The following is a 25,314-nucleotide window of genomic DNA, read 5'->3' as shown; positions in this document are numbered from 1 at the left end:
AGCGCTATTATTGCGCCTCAAGCCTCTCTTTAAGCAAGCTGGCGCTATCTTCCCTTGGCACCAGGCACAATAGCCAAATGTTCGATTTGCGCCAACACATCAGTGTTATCTAGGGCCAGCTGACAAACGCCAGTGCGAATTTGATGTCCTATCGAACAATCAACGCTCCATTGACGTAATAAGTAGCCCGCTAACGCGGCACGACTACTGATGACTAACTGCCCATCACGCATTTGATAGTCTAGTGCAATCGCTTCTCCATGCTTAAGACTTGGGTGAGGAATCAACACCAATTCCACAAGTTGCTGCCAAAGTTGGTCTAGCGCGGCAAGTTCATGATCGTAGGGCTCAATGCTTGACACCCCGACAGATTTTATTCGCGTCACGACAAAGTCTGTAAAAATCTGATGGTGACGGTCAAATGCTCTTACGTGCCAACGCTGACCATTATTAACTAATGTATGGGGTACCACTTCTCGCTGTTTCTCACCTGAAGATACCGACACATAAGTCATTGCGATCGCACGCTGATGCTGTATGGCCCGCATCAGCGCGGCAATGATCTCTGTATTCGGGTGAATAAGCTGAACGGCGGCAATACAGATTTGGCTGGGTTCAACAGGATGTGACAAACCATCACCAAATCCGTTAGCAAGCCCATGCAAAATCACTTCCGGATCGTGGTCAAACAGAGGCTTAAATGTATCACAGCGATGATAACGTTTAGTTTGATGAACCAACTGCATGTTTTGGGGTGCTAACGCCTTATAACTGGCAAGATCTCGTGTTGCAGCCGCTAAACCTGTAGCAAACTTTGCAATAAGATCTTGACGCGAAACCTGCGCAAAGTATTGCAAACTAAAATCAATAAACGCCAATCGCTGACGTTGACCATGAGACAGTTTGTCCATCACATCCATGAGCTAATACCTCGACACCATAACGAAACGTTTTTACACCACACAGAGCACACCCTGCAGGAACTATTGTATTCCAAGCGACTTAAACGTCTGATCGCTAGGGAAACCATCAGCAATTAAGCCGACACTGCGTTGATAAGCTTGCAAACCCGCACGAGAATTGGTCCCTAACACACCATCGGGCTTACCAACATCGAAGCCCTTGTCATTAAGCGCACTTTGTAACTGCTTTAATCTTTCGCGGCTGATATTATCTTGCTTTGGTGGTGCCACTGTCAGCGGCGCCCCACCATTAATCCTATCGGCTAAGTTGCCCACCGCAATTGCATAAAATTCAGAACGATTCCAGCGCATAATCACATCAAAGTTGCTGTATCCAAGAAATGCGGGACCTGTATGGCCAGCAGGTACATATAAGGACGCCTGCATGTCAGGCGTTGCCAATGGTTGTCCATTGGCCTGGGTAATACCCGTTGTCGCCCACTGTGTAAGTGGCTGCGCTTGTTTACGTCCTAGTTGACTAAAGTCATAGTTTGCAGGCAATCGAACCTCTCTGCCCCAGCGTTCATTACGCACCCAGCCTAACTGATTGAGAAAGTTGGCGGCCGATGTTAATGCGTCAGTAGTACTGTTCCACAAATCTGCTTTGCCATCATCATCGGCATCAATAGCGTATTTTGCATAGGCAGAAGGCATAAACTGCGTATGACCCATCGCCCCCGCCCATGAACCTACCATATCTTTGGTATCAAACTGATAAGCTTGCTTTAATTTTAATGCCTGAATGAGTTCGCCAGTAAAGTAGTTGCTGCGTCTTGGGTCGCACGCCAAGGTAGTCAATGAATCAATAACAGGCATTTTACCCTTGTAAGAACCAAAGTTTGTCTCTAACCCCCAAAAAGCCATCAAATATTGTGGCGGTATGCCGTACTCTTGCTGTAACTGTTTTAGCAAGACGCGATGTTCTTTCAGCAGTCGGCGCCCTTCTTTCACGCGCCAATCCGTAACACGCTTAGTGAAATAGTTATCAAAGGTTTGACTAAATTCAGGTTGTTTCTTATCAAGCTCAATCACTCGAGTGACATACTTAACCTGCCCCAAAGTCTGTTCAATGGTCGTTTGGGAGACACCCGCTTGCGTCGCTTTCTCTTTTAATGAGGCCACGCAACTGTCAAATTCATTTGCCGTCGCATTGAGGCTACTTACCCCAGAAACCAAGAGTGCAGAGGCGATAGTGAGCAATGTTTTCAAATTGGATACTCCTAGATAATCAGCGGTTGGTTATACTCGCCACCTTGAAACTGACCAACCTTAAAAAGAGATAGCGATAAGACATCATAACGATTGGTACTGTTTATACTAGATTTTTTATCGCAATTTAATTCACCTGCTAGGCTTTTATCTGTAAGCGGCCAATTAGTGCGCTTTTTTACTAAACTATCACTTGGCTGACTCATTACTTGACGTATAATGGGGCGTTTTTTTAACAAACTTCAAAGAGATCGAACATGACTGACAGCAATCCCGTTTTAGTAAGTTTTATTGAAAACGTAAAAGAGCACCAAGCCGTTTGGGGTCTTCAGGACGAAACTGGTGAAGGTTGGGTAGTTTGCGACTCTTCAGAGTATGAAGAAACTGACGTCATGCCGTTATGGTCAAGCCAAGATCTAGCAAGAATACACTGCACTGAAGAGTGGAAGAACTATCAGCCAGTATCAATTACCCTAGAAGAATTTCTTGAGTATTGGGTGAGCGACCTTCATGATGATGGCGTACTCATTGGTGTTGACTGGGTAGCCGAACAAGAATGCCTAGAACTTGACCCGATTGCAGTGGCCAAGACATTAGTTGATATCGAAAAAGAATAAGTTTCATCCGGTGCCAAATACGCCAATAGCAGACAAGGGCTAAACCTTGTCTGCATTATTTCCATTGATTGATATCCCGTTCACTCAACGTCACACCTGTTGGTTTTGCGGTGAACCATGCAATGCGATATTTAACTATCAAGCGCACCACTACACGCCACATCCATCACTCTCCCTTCCTTGCTGTAAAGAGTGTCTATCATTTGCATCAAAAGCTCCGTTAACCTCAATTTGGGACTGTCAAATGGCAGTCAAAGATGAACTTATGCGACGCTATGCCAAACATTTGGCCATAGGTGAAAATTGGACTGAACAGGAGTTAGCCGAATCTGAGTTCTCTTGTAAAGTATTTGAAGGGTTTAAAAAGAGTGCATGGTTTATGTACCAAGTCGCCAAACAGCGAGTATCAGCCTCTGGGTGGCCATTGAGTCTGAATGGTGTCAGTTTAGATGCCAGTCAGTACGATCTTGGCTTCATGTTTGACGGTGTCAATTACACATCAATCTCAAGCGCAGTGGAGCACTACAGCAACATGCTAGGCTTAGACAAACTATTTTTGCAGGATCTAGTGACCTTAGTAGGCCGAGAACGATTTGGCTATGCCGTCAGAATCTGTCGGATCAATATCGCTTCAACCAAAGCGGTGAAGCGACAGGTACTGGCGGATATGAGTAACGAGTTAAACGATTAACTTGTCTGTTTCACTTTGCATTGTCATTCGATAAAGCCTAATGCCAAGCTAAACCTAAACGTCAGTCCTATACCACTTGACGTAATCTATCTTGTACAACACCTACCAGTAGATCGGGTTGAAACTTAGAAATAAATTTATCGCAGCCAACCTTTTCTACCATGGCGTTATTAAAACTGCCGCTTAAGGATGTATTGAGAGTGATATAAAGTTTATTCATGCGTTTGTCTTTGCGGATCTCATGAGTCAGACGATAACCATCCATCTCGGGCATCTCTGCATCAGTGATCAACATCAAAATCTCATTGTAAACATCTTTACCTTCATCACACCACTTCTGCAGTACCTGTAATGCTTGCAAACCATCAGACGTCTCAATCACTTCAATCCCTAACGGCTCAAGCGTTTCCTTCACTTGTCGTCTAGCAGTAGAAGAGTCATCGGCAATGAGGATTTTACGGCCATACATGTTCGCCGCGAGCTCCTGGTCTAAAACGCCCTCAGAGAGTGAAATATCGTAATGGATAATTTCAGCAAGGACTTTTTCAACATCAATAATAGACACCAGCTGTGTGACGCCCTCTACTTCAACTTTGGTGATGGCGGTAAGATAGTTATGGGCACCGGTACTTTTTGGGGGTGGCATAATATCACCCCAAGTCATATTGATAATATGCTCGACTCGCCCGACCATAAACCCCTGAATGCTTCGGTTATACTCAGTAATGATCAAATTTGCATCGCCATCATCAACCCTAGGTTGAAAACCGATGGCCGCTCTTAAATCAATCACAGGTATTGAGGTTCCACGAATATTGGCGACGCCCTTTATGCTACTGTGGCTGCCAGGTAAAGCGCTGAGTGGCGGAAGTTTAACAACCTCTTTAACCTTAAAAACATTTATGGCAAACAATTGTGTCGCATTAATGCGAAACAATAATAGTTCCAAACGATTTTCGCCGACAAGTTGTGTCCTCTGATCAACCGTTTCTAACACTCTGGCCATAACACTTCTCACTAAATTTTCAGGGTATTTGGGGGCTATAACTTTAACAAGTATAGCCCTTTATTGACGCTATTTATCACTGTTCAATCACAGTCGACGAATCTCTTTATTACTGACTAGTATTTAATGCTACAGGTGCCACAGGTATGATTCTAGATCCATGTTTGATCACGATATCCATAATACCGAGATGAAGCTCTTCTGAAGCAACTTGGTAAGTAGGCAAACTCTTAGTACCAACATAAGCAAAAATATTAACCTGCAACCCATGCAGACCAAAGCCCTTAAATGTCACCCTTAATGGCGAATCCATCACTAACTCATGCGCCTCGAGCATCTCTTTAATGTCTTTAATAATCGCCTTCAATTGTTCGGTATTGGTCATCAAATAGTCTAATCGGATATCTGCTTTAAAACGAATTTTCTCCCGCTCAGAAATATTCTCAATTTCCATCTCGACCAACTTTGCATTAGGTACATGGATAAGTGTCCTGTCTAGCGTTCTTATCTGTGTGCAACGCAGACCAATCTCTTCAACAGTGCCTTTAATTGAACCAAATTTACAGACATTACCCACCTTAATTGGCGCGGCGGAGTATAAGGTAATCGTGCCAATGAAATTCTCAATTGACTGCTTAGAAGCAAGCGCAATTGCAATGCCACCAATCCCCATCCCAGCGATGATTGCACTGGCGTTAAAACCAAGGTGCTCAAGCCACACCAGCACTGCGAGCACAACAAAAATTACTCGTAAAAAATTGGTTAGCGGTCTTAAAAGTGATGCCCCCTGCTTTTGTCCTTTGTCGAGCATACGTTGTTTAAGACCAGCTTGGATTATCCCCATTCCTGACCAGACTAACCAAATAATTGAGATGAGCGTTAAAATGCCAGTATCAATCGCTTCGAGCGCGGCAGTAGATATGGTGCCATGGCTTAGCCAGGTTCTAACAGCCATCACAGCAAGAAAGAAGCGCAGTGGACCAGCAACAATGTAGGCGAGTTCAGTTTTTAAATGATACTCTGTACGGAGTATCAGTATCTTAAACAACCATGTAATTGGGATGATGATACAAAATGCTACCACTAAGTAGGTCACGATTAATGCCCACTCCCATATATTGACCTTAAAAACTCGGCCTTCCGGAAGGTGTGCAATATACCACTCAGTTAATGGCCCGTAGCCCAAATTGCCATATAACTGAGGCACTTTAGCCACCGTTGCATTGGAAATTTTCCAAATCGATCCATTCGCGCCTGGCACTCGTTGTAAATAAAGAGCTATTTCACTACTTTGTAGTTTGACCCGACCAAATAGATCTCGATAACTCGGTAATTGGTCTCCTGTGACGCCTTGTGGAGTATCACTAATAAGCTCCAAATCAATCCACATGTTCCGGTCAATAATCGCCTGCAGTTTTTGTGCATATTCAGGACCTTTGTCAGCAGACAAACCGTCTGGCAAGTACCTCAAATCGAGATATTTGGCCGCCGTTTCAAAATCTTGTTCATAGGTCGCTTGAGTGAAACCTTCTAGGGCACCGCGAGGCGTGTCGCGGCGGAGTGCGTCTTTATAATTATACTTGTGTGGCTCAACGTCTAAAAACTCTTGTTCTGTGGTGTCAGTCGATGCCTTTTGCAAAGCTTGTACAACACTTGTTGGTTCAGCAGCATTAGCTACCAAAGCAAAAGCTGATAGGAATAAAACCCACCCCAAAAAAAATTTGTTATGCATCCTAGCCTCAAAAAATTAACAAAAGCCTATGAATTCTAGCATTTATTACAGATAACAAAAGATACTAAACAACGCATTTGCGCAAAAACACTAACCTTATAAGTCTCCCATCAAAACTATTTGACAAGCGAATGCTTGTCGGTATACTGGCTGGAAGTTTGAGACTCCCTGTCCTGTATTCTTGTTTCGCTAGACCATTGTCATCGCATCCAACTAATCCAGCAGTCCCCTTAACACGTCATATCATTGTCATAAAACCATGATTTACTGTGTACATCCCAGTATCTCGGTGGCTAGACAAAGAGCAAAGCCAGCCACCATTGAAATGCTGATGATTAGTTTAAGGGAAATGGGTTATCTCAAATGTTTTTAACTCATCTTTTGCATAAGCTAAGGATATTTTATTATTGAATTTAAACTGTTAAGCAAACAGTCAACACTATAGGAGTATGACCTATGTCGTACAAAATGAATGGACATGAGATCACGGTTAATTTTCCCGTTGCCTCTATTTCCTTGAACAAATCTTCTATCGCTTTCACCGATAGTTTAGGTAAAAACAAGCAAACATTTTCTAAGCGGGTCGAAGCACTTCAATTTATGAAATGGTTGCTGTCTAGCAATAAATAACTAACCACCGCTATTCGATACACCTCCTCTCACCGTATCGAAGGTTGCTGTTGCAACAAGTAGGATTGACATCATCTGTCAACGACTCAGCAAATCACTTGTCTCAGGTTGTATCACTTTCACAGATACTAACCTGAGCCGGGTAGATTAATCAGCTTTACCACTCAATGGATACTTTCTCTGATACCTTGGCAACATCGACTCATTGCCCAGTAAGCCTCCCTGATGCAAATATACAATAGTTTCATGACTATTCTCGGCCATGTAATGGGTTAAATTAAGCCAGCCTAGTGGATCATAAAGCAACTCAAAAGTAATTCCCGTTTTATTCACTTTGTTCCAAATATCATAAAACTCTCGATAGAGCTTGCCAAAATGATAACGTTTTGCCAATGCGACCACATGTGGGTGATGGGATAGATTTGCTGACAGTTGGGTAAACTGAGCATTCAAATAAGTACAATCTCCAACAACAGCGCAGGTGACAACTTTGATACTGGAGGCAAGTTCGTAAAAGCTCTTTTGCAAAAATAACGCTGTAGTACCAGTGCCAGAAGGAAGGAAAACGGTAAGTTCTGCCAAATTTTGTTGTTTTTTCCACTCGTTCAATTCCATCGCTAACCGCCGAACGCCAAACTCAGCATAAGCACATCGACCACCTTCAGGCACAAATAGAGTATTTTGCTGATTGGGCAGGATCTCCTGCTCTATGTAATCTAATGCAGCACGCCCTTGCCGATCACTGCATAAGCTTAAATCGATAATATTGGCGCCATTATTAAGCGCACCCAAATAATTGCCACTTGGATTATCACGTAGGTGACTGGCAATGTGATCGACATAAAAGTCCAAACGCCAACCCTTTAGTTGCGCTAACGCTGACATTGAATAGAGCGAATTAGCCTGAGGAGAGCCGTAGCCAATCAGCCGACATATGCCGTCAAACTCATGCTGCAAAAAATGGGCAAATTTGCGCGCTTTATTACCAGAAAAATAGGGGTGCAACAGATCGTCGCGTTTAACGAAAACTCGATATCCGTCAACGTTGATGCTATGGATCGGGGTATTAGCTAACTTCATTATCTTGAGCGTCTTTAGAGGAGACGGCCATTTTACCCTGTATATGGATCGATGAGCAATCTGACTAACTTTAGGCATAATATGTCACACCTTAACAATAGCTCATCCGTAAAAAGCAATTATAACACAAATAATCAGTAACTTAACAGTTGGCACGCTATCTGCTTATCACTTAAGTAGATAAGGGAAATAGGAAATTGATATGCCAATTCTAAGATTAATATTTAATATTGCGTGGTTTATTTTAGGCGGGTTCGTCATGGGCTTAGCTTGGTGGCTAGCTGGACTTCTTTGCTTCATTAGTATTATAGGCATTCCGTTTGGCCGAGCCTGTTTCGTCATTGGCGAGATGGCATTTTGGCCCTTTGGACAGGATAATATTAACCGAAAGGCACTCACAGGTGTGGAAGATATAGGCACAGGTCCACTGGGTTTAGTCGGTAATATTGTGTGGTTCTTATTCTTTGGGGTTTGGTTGGCAATTGGGCATATCACTCATGCGTTAGCGTGTTTTGTTACCATTATAGGCATCCCGTTTGGGATAGCGCATTTAAAACTGGCGCTGTTAAGCTTGACGCCTATAGGTCAAACCATCACAGCCAAAGCATAATCTTAATTGCTTAAAATATTCGCGACATGAATGGCTGCCAACCGCGGCCATTCATAGCGACTTAAGATATTCATCGACCACCTGGTTGATATCGATACGCGCCAAACCCTCGTTATATATCTCACGCCACTTAATGCCCTCATCGCTATTTTTAAATGCCACATAAAGCTTTTTTGTATCAAGCAGTTGCTTATTTATTTGCAGTTTTTCGCCTAACCCCACTAAATGTGGTTGCGCCACTAAATAGTTAAACACATAGAGATCCATCACAGCTCCAGGAATGCGCCCTGTGGCTACTTTTCGAATATTGTGTTCATCGGAACTAACCGTTTCGACTGGTTGCCGGCCAGAGTCGATCATCTCATCCAACTCCAGTGTATTAACGTAATCCCTTACGACACCTAAGGTGTAGCGGTTAAGATCTGTAATCCTGGACCATTGCATAGGGAACAGATGATGCTCTATTATCCCTAAGGGACTTTCGCCCATGGAACTGGAAAAAACAAACTGATCGGTTGGATGGTAGTATTCGGGGAAATAGCCCATATAGATGGAATCTTCACGATTAACAACGCGGATTGTTCGACTCCATGGATAGTAATCGACTTTCAACTCATGTCCCATGGCATTCAATGCGGCTCGTGCGACCACAACACTTGCGCCGCCGCCTTTAAGTGTCTCACCACTATATGGCGGCCAATTTAAAGACGATAATACTAAGGTGTCAGCGCGACTGTGGATTGCTGTTACCAACATCAATAGCCCACTCGTGATGAGGCAAAATATCATCCACAAAACAGATCTGCTATCGACAGTAAAAGTAGCATTCACTATGTCTAATTCCTCTATTTACTTTTAAAGTCATCTTTCATAAAAGAGATACAGTAACCATCCTTCTTTAAGAATCTAATTAACTCCACCAGCAAGCAATTGAACCATTGCCACTTATACTGCAGGCTCTTTCAAAAAGCACAACACTATAACTAACGTTGACCCATAAATCCTTTTGTTACAAATATTGATTCGCAATATGGGGAAAAATGATGCACAACAAGTATAGTTAATATCTGCATTACAAGGGGTAAACATGTTACGAAAAACAGTTATTACGATTGTGGGAGGCGGATTAACCCTGTTAGGTACGGCTTTGATCGTCTTACCAGGGCCTGCTTGGTTATTACTCCCTATCGGGCTAGCAGTGCTGAGTCTAGAATACTCATGGGCAAAACGTTGGCTAAAAAAGAGTCAGCGCTTCATGAGCCATAGCGCCAATTTGCTTGATAAGAAGATTAGGGATTATCGCTACCGAAAGCCATAAAGCGGTCAATATCACACATTACCCCATAAGCGTGAGGTACTGCAATGAGCCTATCCTTAGTGATAACCCCTGTCTGTGATCTAAATCGTATAACCTCAATCCAAAATAGCGATAGTCTCAATCTAAACAATACGTTATAAGTACTCAGTTAAAAAATCTACACTAGCTTCAAGTTAATAACCCTACATTTAGCATGTATTTATATGAGGTTTTAGATGAAGCAACTTAGTACACTTAGTATTGCCGTAATCACCACACTGGCCAGCCACTCTTTGCTTGCCCAAGAGCCAATTGCAATAATCGAACCAGCCAAAATCTCTCAGCCTGAAAAAGTTGAGTTGGGTAAAATGCTATTTTTTGAACCACGCCTATCTAAATCTGGGTTCATCTCTTGCAACTCATGCCACAACCTTTCGTTAGGTGGCGTTGATGCATTGCCAACCTCTATTGGCCACAACTGGCAACAGGGCCCTATTAACTCTCCCACGGTCCTCAATGCTGAATATGGTTTAGCCCAATTTTGGGACGGCAGAGCAAAAGATCTGCAAGAGCAAGCAGCAGGCCCGATTGCAAATCCCAAAGAGATGGGCTTTACCCACGAATTGGCCGTATCTACCATCGACTCTATGCCAGGGTATCAGAGCCGTTTTGCAGCGATTTATGGTAAAGATAGCGTAAATATTGACAATATCACCGATGCCATTGCTGAGTTTGAAAAGACCTTAGTCACCCCAAATAGCCCTTTTGACAAGTACCTTGAAGGTGACAAAGAGGCGATCAGTGAAAGTGCGCAAGCAGGTTACCAGCTATTTAAAGATAAGGCTTGTAGCAGTTGCCATAATGGCCCTGCGGTTGGAGGAACTATGTACATGAAAATGGGACTTGTTAAGCCATTCCACACGAATAACCCAGCAGAAGGTCGCATCGCTGTAACCGGTAAGGAATCGGATAAGCACGTGTTTAAAGTACCAACCCTAAGAAATATTGAACTAACCTACCCCTACTTCCACGATGGTGAAACTTGGACCTTAGAAGAAGCAGTTAATACAATGGCCGACATCCAACTTGGTGCAGCATTGACAGAAAAAGAAACCAAAGAGATGGTCAGCTTCTTAAAAAGTCTTACAGGTGAGCAGCCGCAAATTACCTTACCTATTTTACCGCCGTCCAATGCTAATACTCCAAGACCACTGCCGTTTACTAACTAGTCTAGGTTAACTAAAAACACGTGGAGGTTATTGCCAATATTGGGATAACCTCGTTTACACCATTTATACGGCGACTTGATAACTTAGCTGAGTCAAACGGTCTACAATCGCAATTAGCACACCTTGGCGGCGCATGTTATTAAGCACCCCAGGGCTAAAGCGCTCTAAACGCGCCATTGCAGTCAACAACAACTGACATTCATAAAAGCTTGCATCGCCTATATAGTCAGGCCTATCGACGAGATAGCTATGCTGATACCACTCATCCCAATTTAACTGCGCCAGTAGCAACCCATTATGATCCATCGCTTCCATAAAACCATATAAATGCTCGGCCAAGACCAGATGTTCTCCAGGTGTCAGCTTGGTTCTATATTGACTATTGATGTTTGCCATCTGGACTGATGATAACCCATTCATATCGATCTCCTCATTATTGCAGATCGCAATTAAGCCTATCCTTAAACGGCTAAATTGACGGTCGCTCGCCAATATATTTAATCTGCATAACCCATACCACTTAGTTGCTGACAAGTGTATGGAACGCTTACTGAACACACGCTTAACGATTGCAGGAGAGTCTCTATCTAAGGAAATCTATCAATAAGACGTAAGTGAGGACTTCTCTTATAGCTATCAATCTACTTAGCTGATTGTCGAGCCTGTGGGTAGATTATGAAATCGGCTAAACTCTTTTAATATCAGATCGGTAAATAAACGACCAGCACGGCCCAACGGGCGGTCCATAGTCGACACTAATTGGGGGGTAAAGCTGAAGCGGCTGCCCCCTAAGAAATCCAACTCAACAAGGCTTTCCAGAGCAAGTTCATCTTTAATAAGAAACTCAGGCATCCAACCGAAGCCCAATCCCATCAGCAGTGCATTTTTTTTCATAATGAACCCCGACAGAAAAAACACCTTATCTCCACCAAACTGCAACTCATCACTGTTGTGCTTGCCGGGCGAAGAATCTTCGATGGTTAACTCCACATGTTGCAGTAACTCATACAAGCTTACATCAGTCGCACTCGCAAGTGGGTGCTGTGCAGATACGACCAACATACTGCGAATTTCCGGTAACGACTTGGGGCGATAATTGGGGCCGGTCCGATAGTCTTTTACCAGCATCAGATCTGCCTTATCACGCTCAAATCTGTGCTGTACACCGCCCAAGAACTCCATGTTTAACTGAATTTTGGTCGGGATATTATGTTCTGATAGCTGTTTTAGTGCACTCATAATGGGTTCCATAGGCAAAGACCCATCAACTACAACTTCAAGCTTAGGCTCCCACCCTTCACTGAATCGACTCGCTAAATGTTCGATATTATTGAGATATTGTAGCAATCTTCGTCCTTCTGCCAGAATGACCTTGCCCTCGGCTGTTAATTCCGCCCGGTACTGATCACGACAAAATAACTTTACACCTAAGTGTTGCTCTAGCTTTTTTACTTGATAACTGACCGCCGACTGAGCCTTATGCAATCGCTCTGCAGCCTTAGCAAAACTGCCCTCTTCCACTAAAACTTCCAGTACTTTAAACGCTTCAACATCAATCTTCATACGCATCACTCACTGTAAAGCAAATACCACCATCTATAAATTAGATGGAGTTGAGCTATTTATTATTCTTTTTTTTGTTCATTCTAGCAACTAAATTGATACCTAGATCACAAATTGATAAGTGTGCCAGCAGAGCACCCAAGGACTTAAGCGATGCCATTTTATGTAAGACAGGGAGAGATCCCACATAAACGCCATATCACGTTTAAAAAAGAGAATGGTGAGCTTTATCGCGAAGAGTTGTTTTCGACCCACGGTTTTTCCAATATTTACTCCAATAAATATCATCACAATATGCCCACCAAAGCATTGCAGGTTGCGCCTTATCAGCTCAATCATGGTGAGACTTGGGAAGATTCGCTTATCCAAAACTACAAGCTCGATTCAAAACAAGCCGACTGCGAAGGTAATTTCTTCTCTGCACGAAATAAGATCTTTCACAATGCCGATGTTGCCATGTATACGGCCAAGGTAACTGAAGACACAGAAGCGTTTTACCGTAATGCCTATGCAGACGAAGTGGTTTTTGTCCACGAGGGGGCAGGCACTTTATACAGTGAATATGGCACCTTAGCAGTTAAGAAGTGGGACTACCTAGTGATCCCTCGCGGCACTACGTATCAATTGAAATTCGATAACTATCAAGCGGTTCGTCTATTCGTGATTGAATCATTTTCCATGATTGAAGTGCCTAAGCACTTCCGAAATGAATATGGTCAACTGCTCGAATCTGCTCCCTATTGCGAGCGAGACCTTAGAGTACCGAGTTTGCAACAAGCGGTGGTTGAAAAAGGTGAGTTTTCACTGATCTGTAAATTTGGTAATAAATACCAATTAACGACACTTGAATGGCATCCCTTCGATTTAGTGGGCTGGGACGGCTGCGTTTATCCCTGGGCATTTAATATTCAAGATTACGCGCCAAAGGTCGGTCAGATCCATCTACCGCCTTCCGACCACTTGGTCTTTACCGCCCATAATTTCGTAATCTGCAATTTTGTCCCGCGCCCCTACGACTTCCACCCACAGTCAATTCCAGCGCCTTACTATCACAGCAATATTGATAGCGATGAGGTGCTCTATTATGTCGACGGTGACTTTATGAGTCGCACAGGTATCGAAGCGGGCTACATGACCTTACATCAAAAAGGCGTGCCGCATGGACCACAACCTGGTCGTACTGAAGCCTCAGTGGGCAAAACTGAAACCTATGAGTATGCAGTAATGGTGGACACCTTTGCACCACTGCAACTGACCCAGCATGTCAATGCGTGCATGAGCAAAGATTACAACCGTTCCTGGCTAGAAGAGTAAAAGCGTTCAGCCAGTGCTGAACATCTAATAAATATAACACCAGAGGTGACACCGAAGAGTGTCCTTGGTTGCAATAAGTTGAAAGAGGATAATTACATGGCAAGCGAACAAAACCCACTGGGTCTACTTGGTATCGAATTCACTGAATTTGCTACACCAGATCTAGATTTTATGCATAAAGTTTTTATCGACTTTGGTTTCTCAAAACTTAAAAAACACAAGCAGAAAGATATTGTTTACTATAAACAAAATGATATTAACTTTTTACTCAACAATGAAAAACAGGGCTTTTCAGCCCAGTTTGCCAGAACGCATGGCCCAGCCATTAGTTCTATGGGCTGGCGTGTAGAAGATGCCAACTTTGCCTTTGAAGGTGCTGTAGCCCGTGGGGCTAAACCCGCAGCAGATGAGGTGAAAGATCTTCCCTATCCCGCTATCTATGGCATTGGTGACAGCCTTATCTACTTTATCGATACGTTTGGCGATGACAACAATATCTACACTTCTGATTTCGAAGCGTTAGATGAGCCTATCATCACCCAAGAGAAAGGTTTCATTGAGGTCGACCATCTCACCAATAATGTCCATAAGGGCACCATGGAATATTGGTCAAACTTCTACAAAGACATTTTTGGCTTTACAGAAGTGCGTTACTTCGACATTAAGGGCTCACAAACAGCTCTTATCTCTTACGCCCTGCGCTCGCCAGATGGTAGTTTCTGCATTCCAATTAACGAAGGCAAAGGCGATGATCGTAACCAAATTGATGAGTACTTAAAAGAGTACGATGGCCCAGGTGTCCAACACTTAGCGTTCCGTAGCCGCGACATAGTTGCCTCACTGGATGCCATGGAAGGAAGCTCCATTCAAACCTTGGACATAATTCCAGAGTATTACGACACTATCTTTGAAAAGCTGCCTCAAGTCACTGAAGACAGAGATCGCATCAAGCATCATCAAATCCTGGTAGATGGCGATGAAGATGGCTACTTACTGCAAATTTTCACCAAAAATCTATTTGGTCCAATTTTTATCGAAATCATCCAGCGTAAAAATAATCTCGGTTTTGGCGAAGGTAATTTTAAAGCCCTATTTGAATCGATTGAGCGTGATCAGGTGCGTCGCGGCGTACTCTAACAATCACCCAGTGATCCAACCTCAAAAAACCAGCATCGCGCTGGTTTTTTTTATTGCAGCACAACAATAAACCTCTACACTAGCACACTTAATTATCTACTCACTGGCCTAACGCTTTCATGTCAGAACATATTCTCATTGCGGTATTTTTACCGACCTTTTTTTTCGTCTCAATTACACCAGGTATGTGTATGACACTGGCCATGACTCTCGGTATGAGTATCGGTGTGCGCCGAACCTTATGGATGATGGTTGGTGAGCTAGCAGGCGTTGCCCTCGTGGCGATTGCCGCCGTAATGGGTGTCGCCAGTATGATGCTGAACTATCCACAACTCTTCGATATTTTAAAATGGGTCGGTGGGCTCTATCTTGGTTACATCGGCATTAGCATGTGGCGAGCCAAAGGGAAAATGGCCAACCTTGACAATACTTCCAGTCAGATCAGTAATCGAGCGCTAATAACTCAAGGCTTTGTCACCGCAATTGCTAATCCAAAAGGCTGGGCCTTTATGATCTCGCTGCTCCCCCCTTTTATCAGCGTTGACCAAGCGATTGCACCACAATTAATGGTATTACTGTCAATTATTATGATGACAGAGTTCTTCAGCATGCTTGCTTATGCGAGCGGCGGAAAAACCCTTAAACTGTTTTTAAGTCGAGGCGATAACATCAAGTGGATGAACCGTATAGCAGGGAGTTTAATGATCTGTGTTGGCTTATGGTTGGCGCTAGGTTAACGCAGAGTCTGTTAGTCGCCCTTTTTATACGGTAAGACTTTCCGCAATTGCGCCATATAATGGTTAATTTGCTGTCGCTCTTGTTGAGTAAAATCCTCAATAGCGACGCGAAAACCAGGATGCTTGATTTCATGTGCTGAGTAGGTTGCTACCGGTTCAAATCCACGCAAGACTTTATGCTCTCCTTGGGCGCCTGCATCAAATATCTGAACCCCATGGGTTATCGCATAATCAATCCCTTGGTAATAACAGGTTTCAAAATGCAGCCCATCCATCTCTACCAAGCTGCCCCAATAACGCCCATAAAGTGTGGTCGCTGAGGTAAAATAGAGGGCTGCGGCAATAGGAATAACGCCATGCGACGTTTGTTGCTCAACAATAAGCAACAAGATGGCATCCGCCATCGAAGCTAGCAATTGGCTGAAAAAAGCATGATTTAGGTATCCACTGTGACCAGAGCGTTTATCGTAGGTCGCTTGATAGCACGCCACAAAGTGCAGTAAGTCACTTTCTGTGACATCCTCACCCTTAACAAAGCGGAAACTCAACCCTTTATCGTCTAGCTGACGACGCTCTTTAAGGATATTTTTACGCTTGCGGCTACTCATGGTGGCAACAAAGTCATTGAAGTCACTATAACCACGATTGTGCCAATGAAATTGGGTACCGAGGCGCGTAAGGTGACTCGCCTTCCTGAACTTTTGCTGGGCCTCGCTATCATGAAATAGGTTATGCCAACCTGATGCACTTAGTTTATCAAGTAAGCCATCTAAATAGTGACTTAACTGCTGCAGTAACAGTGTTTGTTCCCCCACCTGCACACTTGGCGCGATGGCTATCCGCTTACCGCAAACGGGAGTAAATGGAATCGCGCTGACAAGTTTTGGATAGTAATCGAGCTGGTGTCGGGCATAAGCCTGCGCCCACGCCCAATCAAACACATATTCACCATAGGAGTGAGTCTTAAAGTACAAGGGCATTACTGCAACGCTTTGCCCTGCATGGGTCACTTTAACGTGCATAGGTTGCCATCCACTCGCCCCACCAACACAACCACTCACCTCAAGCGAGTGTAAAAAATCATAGCGGGTAAACGGGTTACTTTGCCCCATTAAGCTAGACCAAGCCTGCTTACCAATCTGCTCAATCTGATTAACGTATTGAAAACTAAATTCCACTGACACCCATAACTCCTTACGACAACACCTTGCTTTTAACAGCATTAATCGGCACATTTAGTAACAAATCAAGATACAAAGGAATGATTGTGCGCCCAATTAAGACCCTCATTATCGCCATATCGCTCTCTTTGCCGCTAATCTCAGGGCAATTTGTTCACGCTAACGAATCATCAATATACAGTAATAGTGCCACTGTCCAACCCATCTGGGCTAAACATGGCATGGTATCAAGCCAAGAAGCGCTGGCAACCCATGTTGGTGTCGATATTCTCAAACAAGGCGGTAATGCCGTCGATGCAGCCGTCGCGGTTGGTTTTGCTCTGGCCGTCACCCTGCCACGCGCAGGGAATTTGGGGGGGGGCGGTTTCATGCTCGTTCACCTCGCTAAGGAGCAACGAACCTTGGCTATCGACTATCGTGAAGTGGCGCCAGCCAGTGCCCATAAGAATATTTTTCTCGACGAAAATGGTGATCCGGTTGCAAAGCTGAGCCGAGAACATGGGCTCGCTGTTGGCGTACCTGGCACAGTAATGGGAATGGAGCTAGCGTTAAAACAGTATGGCACCATGACGATGTCGCAGGTCGTTGCCCCCGCCATTGAATTGGCCAAGAACGGCATTTTAGTGACCCCTGATTTAGCAACATCCTTAGCGGGACTTAAACGCAGAATCGCACAGTGGCCAAGTTCCAAGGCAATATTTTATCAAGCAGATGGCAGCAATTTTGCCATTGGAGACACCTTATTTCAGCCTGAGCTTGCTCACTCACTCTCTTTGATTAGTGAGCAAGGCAGCAAAGGGTTTTATACTGGCGACACGGCAGAAAAGATTGTGGCAGCGATTACTGAAGCGGGTGGCGTTATGACCCTCGATGATCTGGCACAATACAAGGTGATAGAGCGACAACCTATCAGCGGCCAATATCGAGGCTATCAAGTGGTCTCCATGCCACCGCCGTCATCAGGGGGGATTCATATTATCGAGATGCTCAATATGCTTGAGCCCTACCCGATTGAAAAATTGGGGCACAACAGTGCCGATACGCTTCACTTAATGGCTGAAGTGATGAAGCGGGCTTACAGCGATCGTAGCGAATATTTAGGCGATCCCGGCTTTGTTGACGTTCCCGTCAGTCAACTTATCAGTAAAACCTATGCCAACAGTCGTGCCAAAAGCATTAGCATTAACCGAGCGACACCCAGCAGTGAAATTGCACCTGGGAAAATTGCAGGTTATGAAAGCCCACAAACCACCCACTATTCTGTTGTAGACAAATGGGGGAATGCGGTAGCAAATACCTACACACTGAATTTCAGTTATGGCTCAGGGTTAGTCGCTAAGGGAACGGGGATTTTACTCAATAACGAGATGGATGATTTTTCAGTTAAAGCAGGTGTGCCAAATGGCTATGGCCTCATTGGTGGTGATGCCAATGCGGTGAAGGGAGGTAAACGTCCATTGAGCTCCATGAGCCCAACCATCGTAATGAAAGCGGGTAAACCCTTTATCGTCACAGGCAGTCCTGGGGGCTCGCGAATTATCAATACTACTCTACAGATTATTATGAATGTCATTGATCACAAGCTGAATATTGCAGAAGCCAGTTATGCCAGCCGTATACATCATCAGTGGTTACCGGATGAACTACGAGCCGAAAAGAGCCTTAATCGCGATACGATAAATTTGTTAGAAGCGAAGGGGCATAAAGTGAAGGTGAAAAATGCAATCGGCGCTACCCAATCTATCATGGTAACCGAAGAGGGTATCTTCGGCGCCTCTGATCCGCGAAGAGCTGGCAGCGAAACAGCGGGATATTAAATAATGATGTAGTGCAGAATAGATAGCGCAGCCATAAACTGCGCTAAATTCCACTATTTTGCTTGCACAGCCAACTCAACAAAGGCTGCGGTATACATTTTGAGATTAAGCATAAATTGTTCATGGGTGATAAATTCATGTTCACTATGACCTGTGTATTCAACCCCAGGCATGGCTGGGCCAAAACTAAGTGCATTAGGAAACAGTTTACTGTTCGTCGAGCCGCCAATCGCAACAGGTTGCGGGTTTTCTACGCCGGCGAAATGGCCAAATACTGACAATAGAGTATTCAGATGCGGTGCCTTATCCATTAACTTAGGTTCACCCCAATAGGTGTCGACATCAATAAGTTCAATATCGTTAGCCTGTTGCCAATTGCTTAATGCCTTAAATGTCTGTTCATCTAACGTTTGTGCTGTTTTACCTAAGGGTCTACGCAAATTAATGGTGACTTCAGTACCCTGCTCCACCGCTTTTATTACTGTCGGTGCAAGGCTCATTTGCCCCATAAAGGGATCACTGTAACCAATCTCGCCAAATTGCTCGGCGTAGAGCCCAAGACCAATCATCTGTGCGACAAATCGCTGAGTCAACGCCGCAGTGGTCGCAGGCCAATGATAACCTGCCAGCAGCATAGCCAGATGCGTGACAGCATTGACACCATCTTCGGGCGTTGAAGAGTGAGTAGACTTACCGTCAGCTAGAACAGTTAAGCTGTTGCCTTGTTGAATAAATTGGTATTGCACCCCTGGATGTTTTTCAGCACGGTGCTTAAGCAGGGTGACCAGTTTGGCATCTATATTGACGATTTCAGCCCTTGCTTGCTGGGGGATCTGGCTAGCAAATACACCACCCGTAAACTCGACCAGGCTAGCAGAACCTACCAGCGCATCAGCAACATTAGGAATAATAAACTTTATCTGGCTCCAGCCTTTCTCCGCTGTCACCACCGGATATTCTGCATCAATGGTGATGTTAATCTCTGCAGGGGTAAATGTGTCTAAAAACGCTTTCAGTGGATCCCAATCTGACTCTTCTGCCATATAAACCATTAATTCGATGCGTCTATTTAATTTAAGCCCGCGATCATTAATGGTCTTCATTGCATACATTGCGGTGACAATGGGCCCTTTATCATCTTCGGTGCCACGACCAATCAACAGCCCGGGCATGCTAATCTTATTCAGTTCGAAAGGATCAGTTTGCCACAGGGTTGCATCAGCAGGTTGCACATCACCGTGGGTAATAACGCCAAGCTTATCTTTACTTTCCCCAAGCCCAATCAGTACCACATAACCATGATCGGCGTAGTCTAACCCTAATGTTTCACTGAGGGCTTTTAATTCCCTTTTTAAGCCAATAAATTCAGGATTGGTATCGGGTGTCATGCCATCTACGGCAACCGTTTTGTAACGTACTAAACTTGCTAAACTTTTGACTGTTTCATTACCATATTGGCTCACGGCAAGCTCGGCCGTTTCTATCGCCAGAGTAGAGATGGGAGCATGGTTATGTTCAATTGTCGCTTTCGTCGCGGGGCTGATACAAATACTAAAAAAAGCTGTCAGCAAAGCTGCCTTTACAAGGCTAAAATGATGAGTAATCATAAAAGGATAGGTATTATTGTTAATGATTAATCGCCGCATATTGCCACAAAAAAGCCCTGTTAGAACTAAAAAACGACCAACTCACAACATTTGTTACAAACAAAAGACAAATTTGATGGCTTTCTCTGTAAGAACAATGATAATTAACCCGTTTAACGTCAGGCAAAATGCATTTTTGACGTGAGTGTTACACCAATATTGACCACACAATAGTGCAACAACAATGACTTGTTGCTATCGATTCCAAGCAAATAACCGGGGATTTTAGTATGAAGGGATTGACCCTTAAGCCACTTGTGTCAGCGATGGCACTGACCTTTGCGCTAGGCGCATGCAGTTCAAATACCGTTAGCAACGATGACAGCAACATTGCACCCAATGTGGTTGCACAGCAAATTATCGACAATAACGCGACCAACCCATTTTTTAAGCCTTATGACACTTATATGGGTATCCCCGATTTCGACAAGATTAAGCCTGAGCACTACCTTCCGGCATTCAAAGCCGGTATCGCCCAGCACAAAGCTGAGATCCAAGCGATTATTGATAATCCAGATGCGCCAACTTTCGCCAATACGATTGAAGCAATGGAGTTTTCAGGCGAATTAACCACCAAAGTTGCCAGCGTTTTTTATAATTTGACAGGCGCCGATACCAACGACGAACTACAGGCTATCTCGAAAGAGGTCTCACCAATGCTTTCTTCAGCTGGTGATGATGTTCTGCTTAACGACAAACTGTTTCAGCGCGTTAAAACTGTTTATAACCAAAAAGAAAGTTTAGGTCTAAGCGTTGCCCAGCATAAATTACTTGAAGATACGTACAAATCATTCACCCGTGGCGGCGCTAACTTAAGCGAAGCTGACAAAGTGAAGTTACGCGCACTCAATGAAAAAATTGGTAAATTAAGCCTTGAATTTGGCGACAACCTATTGGCCGAAACTAATGCCTTTGAGCTGGTAGTTGAGCGTGAATCTGACCTCGCCGGATTGCCACAAGATGTGATTAATACTGCAGCCCAAACTGCCACAAAACGTGGTCATGAAGGCAAATGGGTATTTACCACCCAACGTCCTTCTATTACGCCGTTTTTGACCTATGCCGATAATCGTGATCTACGTGAAAAAATTTACAAAGGTTATATTGAGCGCGGTAACAACAATAACGCCAATGACAACAAGAAAATATTGGCTGAGATGGCAGCACTTCGCGCAGAGCGTGCTCAACTCATGGGCTATAAAACCCACGCCCATTTCGTCCTCGAAGAGCGTACAGCCAAAACACCAGAAAATGTTTATCAGCTGCTAAACAAAGTATGGCCAGCAGCACTGGGTCAAGCCAAGGCTGAAGTGGCAGATATGCAAGCGCTTATCGATTCTGAAGGTGGCGACTTTAAACTCGCAGCGTGGGATTGGTGGTACTATTCAGATAAGATCCGTGTAGCTAAATATAGCTTTAACGAGCAGCAAACACGCCCTTACTTCTCATTAGAAAACACCCTTAAAGGCGTATTCTATACCGCTAATCGTCTGTACGGCATCACGGTAAAAGAGCGCACCGATCTACCTAAGTACAATGATGAAGTGCGTACCTGGGAAGTCTTTGATAAAGATGGGTCATTGATGGCTATCTTTATGGGCGACTACTATGTGCGTGACAGTAAGCGCGGTGGCGCTTGGATGAATGCCTACCGTCAGCAATACAACATGAACGGTGTAGACTCTACGCCTATCATCGTAAACGTACTAAACTACCCTCGTCCTGTGGGTGATGAGCCCTCTTTGTTAACCTTTGATGAAGCCAGCACCCTATTCCATGAATTCGGCCATGCACTGCACGGCATGTTATCTGATGTCGAATACCGCTCACAGGCGGGAACATCTGTACCGCGCGATTATGTGGAGTTCCCATCGCAAGTGATGGAAAACTGGATGACTCAGCCGGAAGTATTAGCGCAGTTTGCCAAACACTACAAAACAGGTGAAGTGATTCCACAAGCATTAGTGAAAAAGATCCAAGCTGCCAGCAAGTTTAATCAAGGCTTTGCCACGGTTGAATATATGGCTGCGACTAAGCTGGACCTTGATTGGCACACATTGACTGACTTCACGCCAAAAGATGCAGCACAGTTTGAAGCTGATTCTTTGAATAAGATGGGATTAATTGGTGAAATTGCACCGCGTTACCGCAGTACCTACTTCTCACACATCTTTGCTGGTGGGTACTCTGCCGGTTACTACAGCTACCTGTGGTCAGATATTTTGGGGGCTGACGCATTTGAAGCCTTTAAAGAGAATGGTATTTTCGATAAAGCAACCGCAGATGCCTTTAGAAACAATATACTATCTCAAGGTGGCAGTGAAGATCCTATGCTACTTTACAAGCAATTCCGCGGTAAAGAAGCAGGCATCGAGCCGCTACTAAGAAGCCGAGGCCTTTTGTCTAAATAGGCTCAGATTAGTCACTCAAAGCGCGCTTTATAGCGCGCTTTTTTTATCCCTATTTCGCACAAACTCTCGCTTACGCCCACTATTTGACCACACTAATGATATTGTCTAATTGTTAATCGATGTTACAAAATGATACATGCAAACTCTGGGGTTCGTCACAATTATCAAACAATGAGACGCTATAATCGGCAACCGTTAATAGACAATTATACTCAAAATAGCGCTATTAGCAGTTTAAGAGGTCTTTAGTTACCTCTTGGGGTCTAAACAAAAAAGAGAATGGATATGTTAAATAAAAAAGTTTTAGCAGTTGTTATCGCATCATCACTCGGCTTAGCGGCATGTGGATCAGACAATAATGACGACAACACCACGGCAGTTCAGGTTGATCTACGCATTTTAGAAACCAGTGACCTGCACACTAATATCATGGATTACGATTACTACAAATCGAAATACGACCCAACCATCGGCTTAGCCAGAACCGCAAGCCTAATAAAACAAAAAGGCAGCGACGTCAGTAATTTCGTTCTTGTGGACAACGGCGACTTACTTCAAGGTAGCCCTATGGGTGACTATGTTGCCAATAATTTCAAACGTGACAACACCATAGGTGGTACTCACCCAGCCTACAAAGCCATGAATACCTTAGGCTACTCTGTGGGCAATATCGGCAATCATGAGTTTAACTATGGCTTAGATTTCCTAAGCGAAGCAATTGCTGGTGCAAATTTCCCTTATATTAACGCCAACGTATTGTGTGAAGCTGATTGTTGGGAAGGTAAAGAGAAAGGCGACAACCTATTTACACCTTATCTCATTGAAGAAAAAGTGGTCATCGACAGCAATGGCGACCAACAGATTGTTAAGATCGGCTACATCGGCTTTGTGCCACCGCAAATTTTGCTGTGGGACAAGCAAAATCTTTCAGGCAAAGTCTCGGTAATGGGTATTGTCGAAGCGGCAGAAAAATTTGTGCCTATGATGAAAGAGCAAGGCGCTGATGTTATCGTCGCTATCCCTCATTCAGGGGTAGGTTCACCAACCAACCCAGTTGATGTTAACGATGAGAATGCTACCTATGCACTGTCACTCGTAGATGGCATTGACGCCATTACTTTTGGCCATAGTCACTCTGTTTTCCCATCTGCAACCTTTGATGGTTTGGCTAATGCCGATCTCGATAAGGGCACTATTAACGGCGTCGCTGCTGTAATGCCTGGCCGCTGGGGTGACAACCTAGGCGTTGTAGATATCAAGCTTGAAATGAAAGATGGCAAGTGGATGGTTATCGACCGCTCCGCAAAAGCTGAACCTATCTATGACAAAAGTGCCGAACAACCTGAATTAGTTCAGGCCGATAATGGTATTCGTGATGCTGTCGCTATGGATCACGCCAACACGCTCGCTTATGTCGACCAACCTATTGGTAAGGCATCGGCTGACATGTATAGCTTCCTCACTTTAGTGCAAGACGATCCAAGCGTGCAAATTGTCTCTAATGCCCAAATTGAAAAAGTGAAGCAAAATCTGACTGACGCACTAAAAGACATTCCAGTACTTAGCGCCTCTGCGCCGTTTAAAGCGGGCGGACGTCATAGCACGGCGGCTGACGCAGACAGTTACGTACAAGTGCCTGCTGGTGATTTAACTTATAAAAACGCCGCCGATCTTTATCTTTACCCAAACACTATGGTTGCCGTAAAAGTGACCGGTGCTCAGGTAAAAGATTGGCTAGAATGCAGTGCCAACCAATTTAATCAAATTGCACCAAATAGCACAGAGCCACAATATCTGATTAACTGGGACACACATCGTACCTACAATTTCGATGTGATTGATGGCGTTACCTACAAAATTGATGTTACCCAGCCAACTAAGTTCGATGGCAACTGTAAAGTGGTTAATGCTGATGCAAACCGTATTGTCGGTTTAAGTTTCCAAGAGGAAGATGGCACCATCATTACTGGTGAAGCGCTTGCGACCAAAGAGTTCATTATTGCATCAAATAACTACCGCGCATTTGGCGGTAAGTTTGCGGGCACAGGTTCTGATTATGTCGTCATGGAATTGCCTGATAGCAACCGTGAAGCTCTGGCTGAGTACATCACTGTAGAAACTGAAGCTAATGGCGAAGTTAATCCCGCTGCCGATAACAACTGGGACTTCGTGACGATTAACACCGCCACGAAACTTGATGTTCGTTTTGAAACTCAAGACAGTGAACTGGCAGATAAATTTATTGCTGAACAACAGTTACGTAAGCTCACTAAGCGTAGTGATCTTACCGATGAGTTTGGCTTTGCGATTTACAACATCGATCTCACTACTGAGCCTGCGGCAAAGTAACGCTGTAACACCTGTGAAAAGGCTCCTTTAGGAGCCTTTTTTATTATCCGCCATCACTTTTTATTGAGGCCTGTGGCACATTAGGGTTAAATAAAG

The 25,314-nt window shown here is 44.2% G+C and carries 22 protein-coding genes; 12 read left to right on the top strand and 10 right to left on the bottom strand.

Features of this window, described 5'->3' with window-relative positions; all coding sequences use genetic code 11:
* Positions 1–44 precede the first annotated feature (44 nt).
* Both BEL05_RS19050 and BEL05_RS19045 read right to left on the bottom strand, forming a co-directional pair.
* The gene (locus tag BEL05_RS19050) at positions 45–920 is read right to left on the bottom strand and encodes a WYL domain-containing protein (RefSeq protein ID WP_069672110.1); all 876 of its coding nucleotides are present in this window, start codon (positions 918–920) and stop codon (positions 45–47) included.
* A gap of 63 nt (positions 921–983) precedes the next feature.
* Entirely contained in the window at positions 984–2,171 is a 1,188-nt protein-coding gene (locus tag BEL05_RS19045; RefSeq protein WP_069672109.1) for a lytic murein transglycosylase, read from the bottom strand.
* A 257-nt stretch (positions 2,172–2,428) separates the two neighbouring features.
* Here BEL05_RS19045 and BEL05_RS19035 point away from each other — a divergent pair, with 257 nt between their 5' ends.
* Both BEL05_RS19035 and BEL05_RS19030 read left to right on the top strand, forming a co-directional pair.
* Positions 2,429–2,788 (top strand): DUF2750 domain-containing protein, encoded by a 360-nt coding sequence (locus BEL05_RS19035; RefSeq protein WP_069672107.1) that lies wholly within the window; start codon positions 2,429–2,431, stop codon positions 2,786–2,788.
* A gap of 46 nt (positions 2,789–2,834) precedes the next feature.
* Positions 2,835–3,479, top strand: a complete 645-nt coding sequence (locus tag BEL05_RS19030) for a hypothetical protein (protein WP_069672106.1) — start codon at positions 2,835–2,837, stop codon at positions 3,477–3,479.
* A gap of 67 nt (positions 3,480–3,546) precedes the next feature.
* Here the strand turns inward: BEL05_RS19030 and BEL05_RS19025 are convergent, their stop codons facing one another.
* Positions 3,547–4,485: a chemotaxis protein CheV gene (locus BEL05_RS19025; RefSeq protein ID WP_028762002.1), complete on the bottom strand. Its 939-nt coding sequence runs from the start codon at positions 4,483–4,485 to the stop codon at positions 3,547–3,549.
* A 109-nt stretch (positions 4,486–4,594) separates the two neighbouring features.
* Positions 4,595–6,217, bottom strand: a complete 1,623-nt coding sequence (locus tag BEL05_RS19020; protein ID WP_069672105.1) for a mechanosensitive ion channel family protein — start codon at positions 6,215–6,217, stop codon at positions 4,595–4,597.
* Positions 6,218–6,673: 456 nt separating this feature from the next.
* Here BEL05_RS19020 and BEL05_RS20965 point away from each other — a divergent pair, with 456 nt between their 5' ends.
* Entirely contained in the window at positions 6,674–6,847 is a 174-nt protein-coding gene (locus BEL05_RS20965) for a hypothetical protein (RefSeq protein ID WP_139151924.1), read from the top strand.
* A 147-nt stretch (positions 6,848–6,994) separates the two neighbouring features.
* On the opposite strand, the gene BEL05_RS19015 is transcribed toward BEL05_RS20965, so the two are convergent.
* Positions 6,995–7,927, bottom strand: coding sequence for a pyridoxal-phosphate dependent enzyme (locus tag BEL05_RS19015; RefSeq protein WP_028762004.1), 933 nt, complete (start codon positions 7,925–7,927; stop codon positions 6,995–6,997).
* A 202-nt stretch (positions 7,928–8,129) separates the two neighbouring features.
* Here BEL05_RS19015 and BEL05_RS19010 point away from each other — a divergent pair, with 202 nt between their 5' ends.
* Positions 8,130–8,537, top strand: coding sequence for a YccF domain-containing protein (locus BEL05_RS19010; protein ID WP_069672104.1), 408 nt, complete (start codon positions 8,130–8,132; stop codon positions 8,535–8,537).
* Positions 8,538–8,588: 51 nt separating this feature from the next.
* Here the strand turns inward: BEL05_RS19010 and BEL05_RS19005 are convergent, their stop codons facing one another.
* A complete protein-coding gene (locus BEL05_RS19005; RefSeq protein ID WP_245687032.1) occupies positions 8,589–9,293 on the bottom strand; it encodes a substrate-binding periplasmic protein in 705 nt (234 codons plus the stop codon).
* 331 nt (positions 9,294–9,624) lie between these two features.
* Between BEL05_RS19005 and BEL05_RS19000 the strand changes: the two genes are divergently transcribed.
* Together BEL05_RS19000 and BEL05_RS18995 are read left to right on the top strand one after the other, a co-directional pair.
* Entirely contained in the window at positions 9,625–9,855 is a 231-nt protein-coding gene (locus BEL05_RS19000) for a PGPGW domain-containing protein (protein ID WP_051412825.1), read from the top strand.
* A 215-nt stretch (positions 9,856–10,070) separates the two neighbouring features.
* Positions 10,071–11,063, top strand: a complete 993-nt coding sequence (locus BEL05_RS18995; RefSeq protein ID WP_069672103.1) for a cytochrome-c peroxidase — start codon at positions 10,071–10,073, stop codon at positions 11,061–11,063.
* A 63-nt stretch (positions 11,064–11,126) separates the two neighbouring features.
* Here BEL05_RS18995 and BEL05_RS18990 read toward each other — a convergent pair whose 3' ends face one another.
* Both BEL05_RS18990 and BEL05_RS18985 read right to left on the bottom strand, forming a co-directional pair.
* Positions 11,127–11,483 (bottom strand): DUF6508 domain-containing protein, encoded by a 357-nt coding sequence (locus BEL05_RS18990; RefSeq protein WP_028762009.1) that lies wholly within the window; start codon positions 11,481–11,483, stop codon positions 11,127–11,129.
* A 225-nt stretch (positions 11,484–11,708) separates the two neighbouring features.
* Positions 11,709–12,626 (bottom strand): LysR family transcriptional regulator, encoded by a 918-nt coding sequence (locus tag BEL05_RS18985; protein ID WP_069672102.1) that lies wholly within the window; start codon positions 12,624–12,626, stop codon positions 11,709–11,711.
* A 153-nt stretch (positions 12,627–12,779) separates the two neighbouring features.
* On the opposite strand from BEL05_RS18985, the gene BEL05_RS18980 reads away from it, so the two are divergent.
* The 3 genes from BEL05_RS18980 (at position 12,780) to BEL05_RS18970 (ending at position 15,814) form a co-directional block, all read left to right on the top strand.
* On the top strand, positions 12,780–13,940 hold the full coding sequence (locus BEL05_RS18980; RefSeq protein ID WP_028762011.1) for a homogentisate 1,2-dioxygenase: 1,161 nt from the start codon (positions 12,780–12,782) through the stop codon (positions 13,938–13,940).
* A 96-nt stretch (positions 13,941–14,036) separates the two neighbouring features.
* The gene (gene hppD, locus BEL05_RS18975; RefSeq protein WP_069672101.1) at positions 14,037–15,077 is read left to right on the top strand and encodes a 4-hydroxyphenylpyruvate dioxygenase; all 1,041 of its coding nucleotides are present in this window, start codon (positions 14,037–14,039) and stop codon (positions 15,075–15,077) included.
* A 119-nt stretch (positions 15,078–15,196) separates the two neighbouring features.
* On the top strand, positions 15,197–15,814 hold the full coding sequence (locus BEL05_RS18970) for a LysE family translocator (protein ID WP_028762013.1): 618 nt from the start codon (positions 15,197–15,199) through the stop codon (positions 15,812–15,814).
* 11 nt (positions 15,815–15,825) lie between these two features.
* On the opposite strand, the gene BEL05_RS18965 is transcribed toward BEL05_RS18970, so the two are convergent.
* Positions 15,826–16,998 (bottom strand): GNAT family N-acetyltransferase, encoded by a 1,173-nt coding sequence (locus BEL05_RS18965; protein ID WP_028762014.1) that lies wholly within the window; start codon positions 16,996–16,998, stop codon positions 15,826–15,828.
* An 83-nt stretch (positions 16,999–17,081) separates the two neighbouring features.
* Here BEL05_RS18965 and ggt point away from each other — a divergent pair, with 83 nt between their 5' ends.
* A complete protein-coding gene (gene ggt, locus BEL05_RS18960) occupies positions 17,082–18,812 on the top strand; it encodes a gamma-glutamyltransferase (RefSeq protein WP_439332372.1) in 1,731 nt (576 codons plus the stop codon).
* 53 nt (positions 18,813–18,865) lie between these two features.
* Here ggt and BEL05_RS18955 read toward each other — a convergent pair whose 3' ends face one another.
* Complete coding sequence (locus BEL05_RS18955) at positions 18,866–20,419, bottom strand: dipeptidase (RefSeq protein WP_069672262.1); 1,554 nt, start codon at positions 20,417–20,419, stop codon at positions 18,866–18,868.
* A gap of 269 nt (positions 20,420–20,688) precedes the next feature.
* On the opposite strand from BEL05_RS18955, the gene BEL05_RS18950 reads away from it, so the two are divergent.
* Positions 20,689–22,869 carry a M3 family metallopeptidase gene (locus tag BEL05_RS18950; protein ID WP_028762017.1) on the top strand — a complete coding sequence of 727 codons (2,181 nt, stop codon included), beginning with the start codon at positions 20,689–20,691 and terminating at the stop codon, positions 22,867–22,869.
* Positions 22,870–23,154: 285 nt separating this feature from the next.
* The gene (locus BEL05_RS18945) at positions 23,155–25,218 is read left to right on the top strand and encodes a bifunctional 2',3'-cyclic-nucleotide 2'-phosphodiesterase/3'-nucleotidase (RefSeq protein ID WP_069672099.1); all 2,064 of its coding nucleotides are present in this window, start codon (positions 23,155–23,157) and stop codon (positions 25,216–25,218) included.
* Positions 25,219–25,314: the final 96 nt, after the last annotated feature.

This window comes from Shewanella colwelliana (assembly GCF_001735525.1).
Lineage (GTDB): Bacteria > Pseudomonadota > Gammaproteobacteria > Enterobacterales > Shewanellaceae > Shewanella > Shewanella colwelliana.
This window is presented reverse-complemented; position numbering and strand designations above follow the sequence as displayed.

What these genes read in the sequence shown, in the direction of transcription:
- BEL05_RS19050 (WP_069672110.1), bottom strand. Translation starts at nt 920, where the DNA reads ATGGATGTGATGGACAAACTGTCTCATGGTCAACGTCAGCGATTGGCG.
- BEL05_RS19035 (WP_069672107.1), top strand. Translation starts at nt 2,429, where the DNA reads ATGACTGACAGCAATCCCGTTTTAGTAAGTTTTATTGAAAACGTAAAA.
- BEL05_RS19025 (WP_028762002.1), bottom strand. Translation starts at nt 4,485, where the DNA reads ATGGCCAGAGTGTTAGAAACGGTTGATCAGAGGACACAACTTGTCGGC.
- BEL05_RS19020 (WP_069672105.1), bottom strand. Translation starts at nt 6,217, where the DNA reads ATGCATAACAAATTTTTTTTGGGGTGGGTTTTATTCCTATCAGCTTTT.
- BEL05_RS20965 (WP_139151924.1), top strand. Translation starts at nt 6,674, where the DNA reads ATGTCGTACAAAATGAATGGACATGAGATCACGGTTAATTTTCCCGTT.
- BEL05_RS19015 (WP_028762004.1), bottom strand. Translation starts at nt 7,927, where the DNA reads ATGAAGTTAGCTAATACCCCGATCCATAGCATCAACGTTGACGGATAT.
- BEL05_RS19010 (WP_069672104.1), top strand. Translation starts at nt 8,130, where the DNA reads ATGCCAATTCTAAGATTAATATTTAATATTGCGTGGTTTATTTTAGGC.
- BEL05_RS19005 (WP_245687032.1), bottom strand. Translation starts at nt 9,293, where the DNA reads ATGTTGGTAACAGCAATCCACAGTCGCGCTGACACCTTAGTATTATCG.
- BEL05_RS19000 (WP_051412825.1), top strand. Translation starts at nt 9,625, where the DNA reads ATGTTACGAAAAACAGTTATTACGATTGTGGGAGGCGGATTAACCCTG.
- BEL05_RS18995 (WP_069672103.1), top strand. Translation starts at nt 10,071, where the DNA reads ATGAAGCAACTTAGTACACTTAGTATTGCCGTAATCACCACACTGGCC.
- BEL05_RS18990 (WP_028762009.1), bottom strand. Translation starts at nt 11,483, where the DNA reads ATGAATGGGTTATCATCAGTCCAGATGGCAAACATCAATAGTCAATAT.
- BEL05_RS18985 (WP_069672102.1), bottom strand. Translation starts at nt 12,626, where the DNA reads ATGAAGATTGATGTTGAAGCGTTTAAAGTACTGGAAGTTTTAGTGGAA.
- BEL05_RS18980 (WP_028762011.1), top strand. Translation starts at nt 12,780, where the DNA reads ATGCCATTTTATGTAAGACAGGGAGAGATCCCACATAAACGCCATATC.
- hppD (WP_069672101.1), top strand. Translation starts at nt 14,037, where the DNA reads ATGGCAAGCGAACAAAACCCACTGGGTCTACTTGGTATCGAATTCACT.
- BEL05_RS18970 (WP_028762013.1), top strand. Translation starts at nt 15,197, where the DNA reads ATGTCAGAACATATTCTCATTGCGGTATTTTTACCGACCTTTTTTTTC.
- BEL05_RS18955 (WP_069672262.1), bottom strand. Translation starts at nt 20,419, where the DNA reads ATGATTACTCATCATTTTAGCCTTGTAAAGGCAGCTTTGCTGACAGCT.
- BEL05_RS18950 (WP_028762017.1), top strand. Translation starts at nt 20,689, where the DNA reads ATGAAGGGATTGACCCTTAAGCCACTTGTGTCAGCGATGGCACTGACC.
- BEL05_RS18945 (WP_069672099.1), top strand. Translation starts at nt 23,155, where the DNA reads ATGTTAAATAAAAAAGTTTTAGCAGTTGTTATCGCATCATCACTCGGC.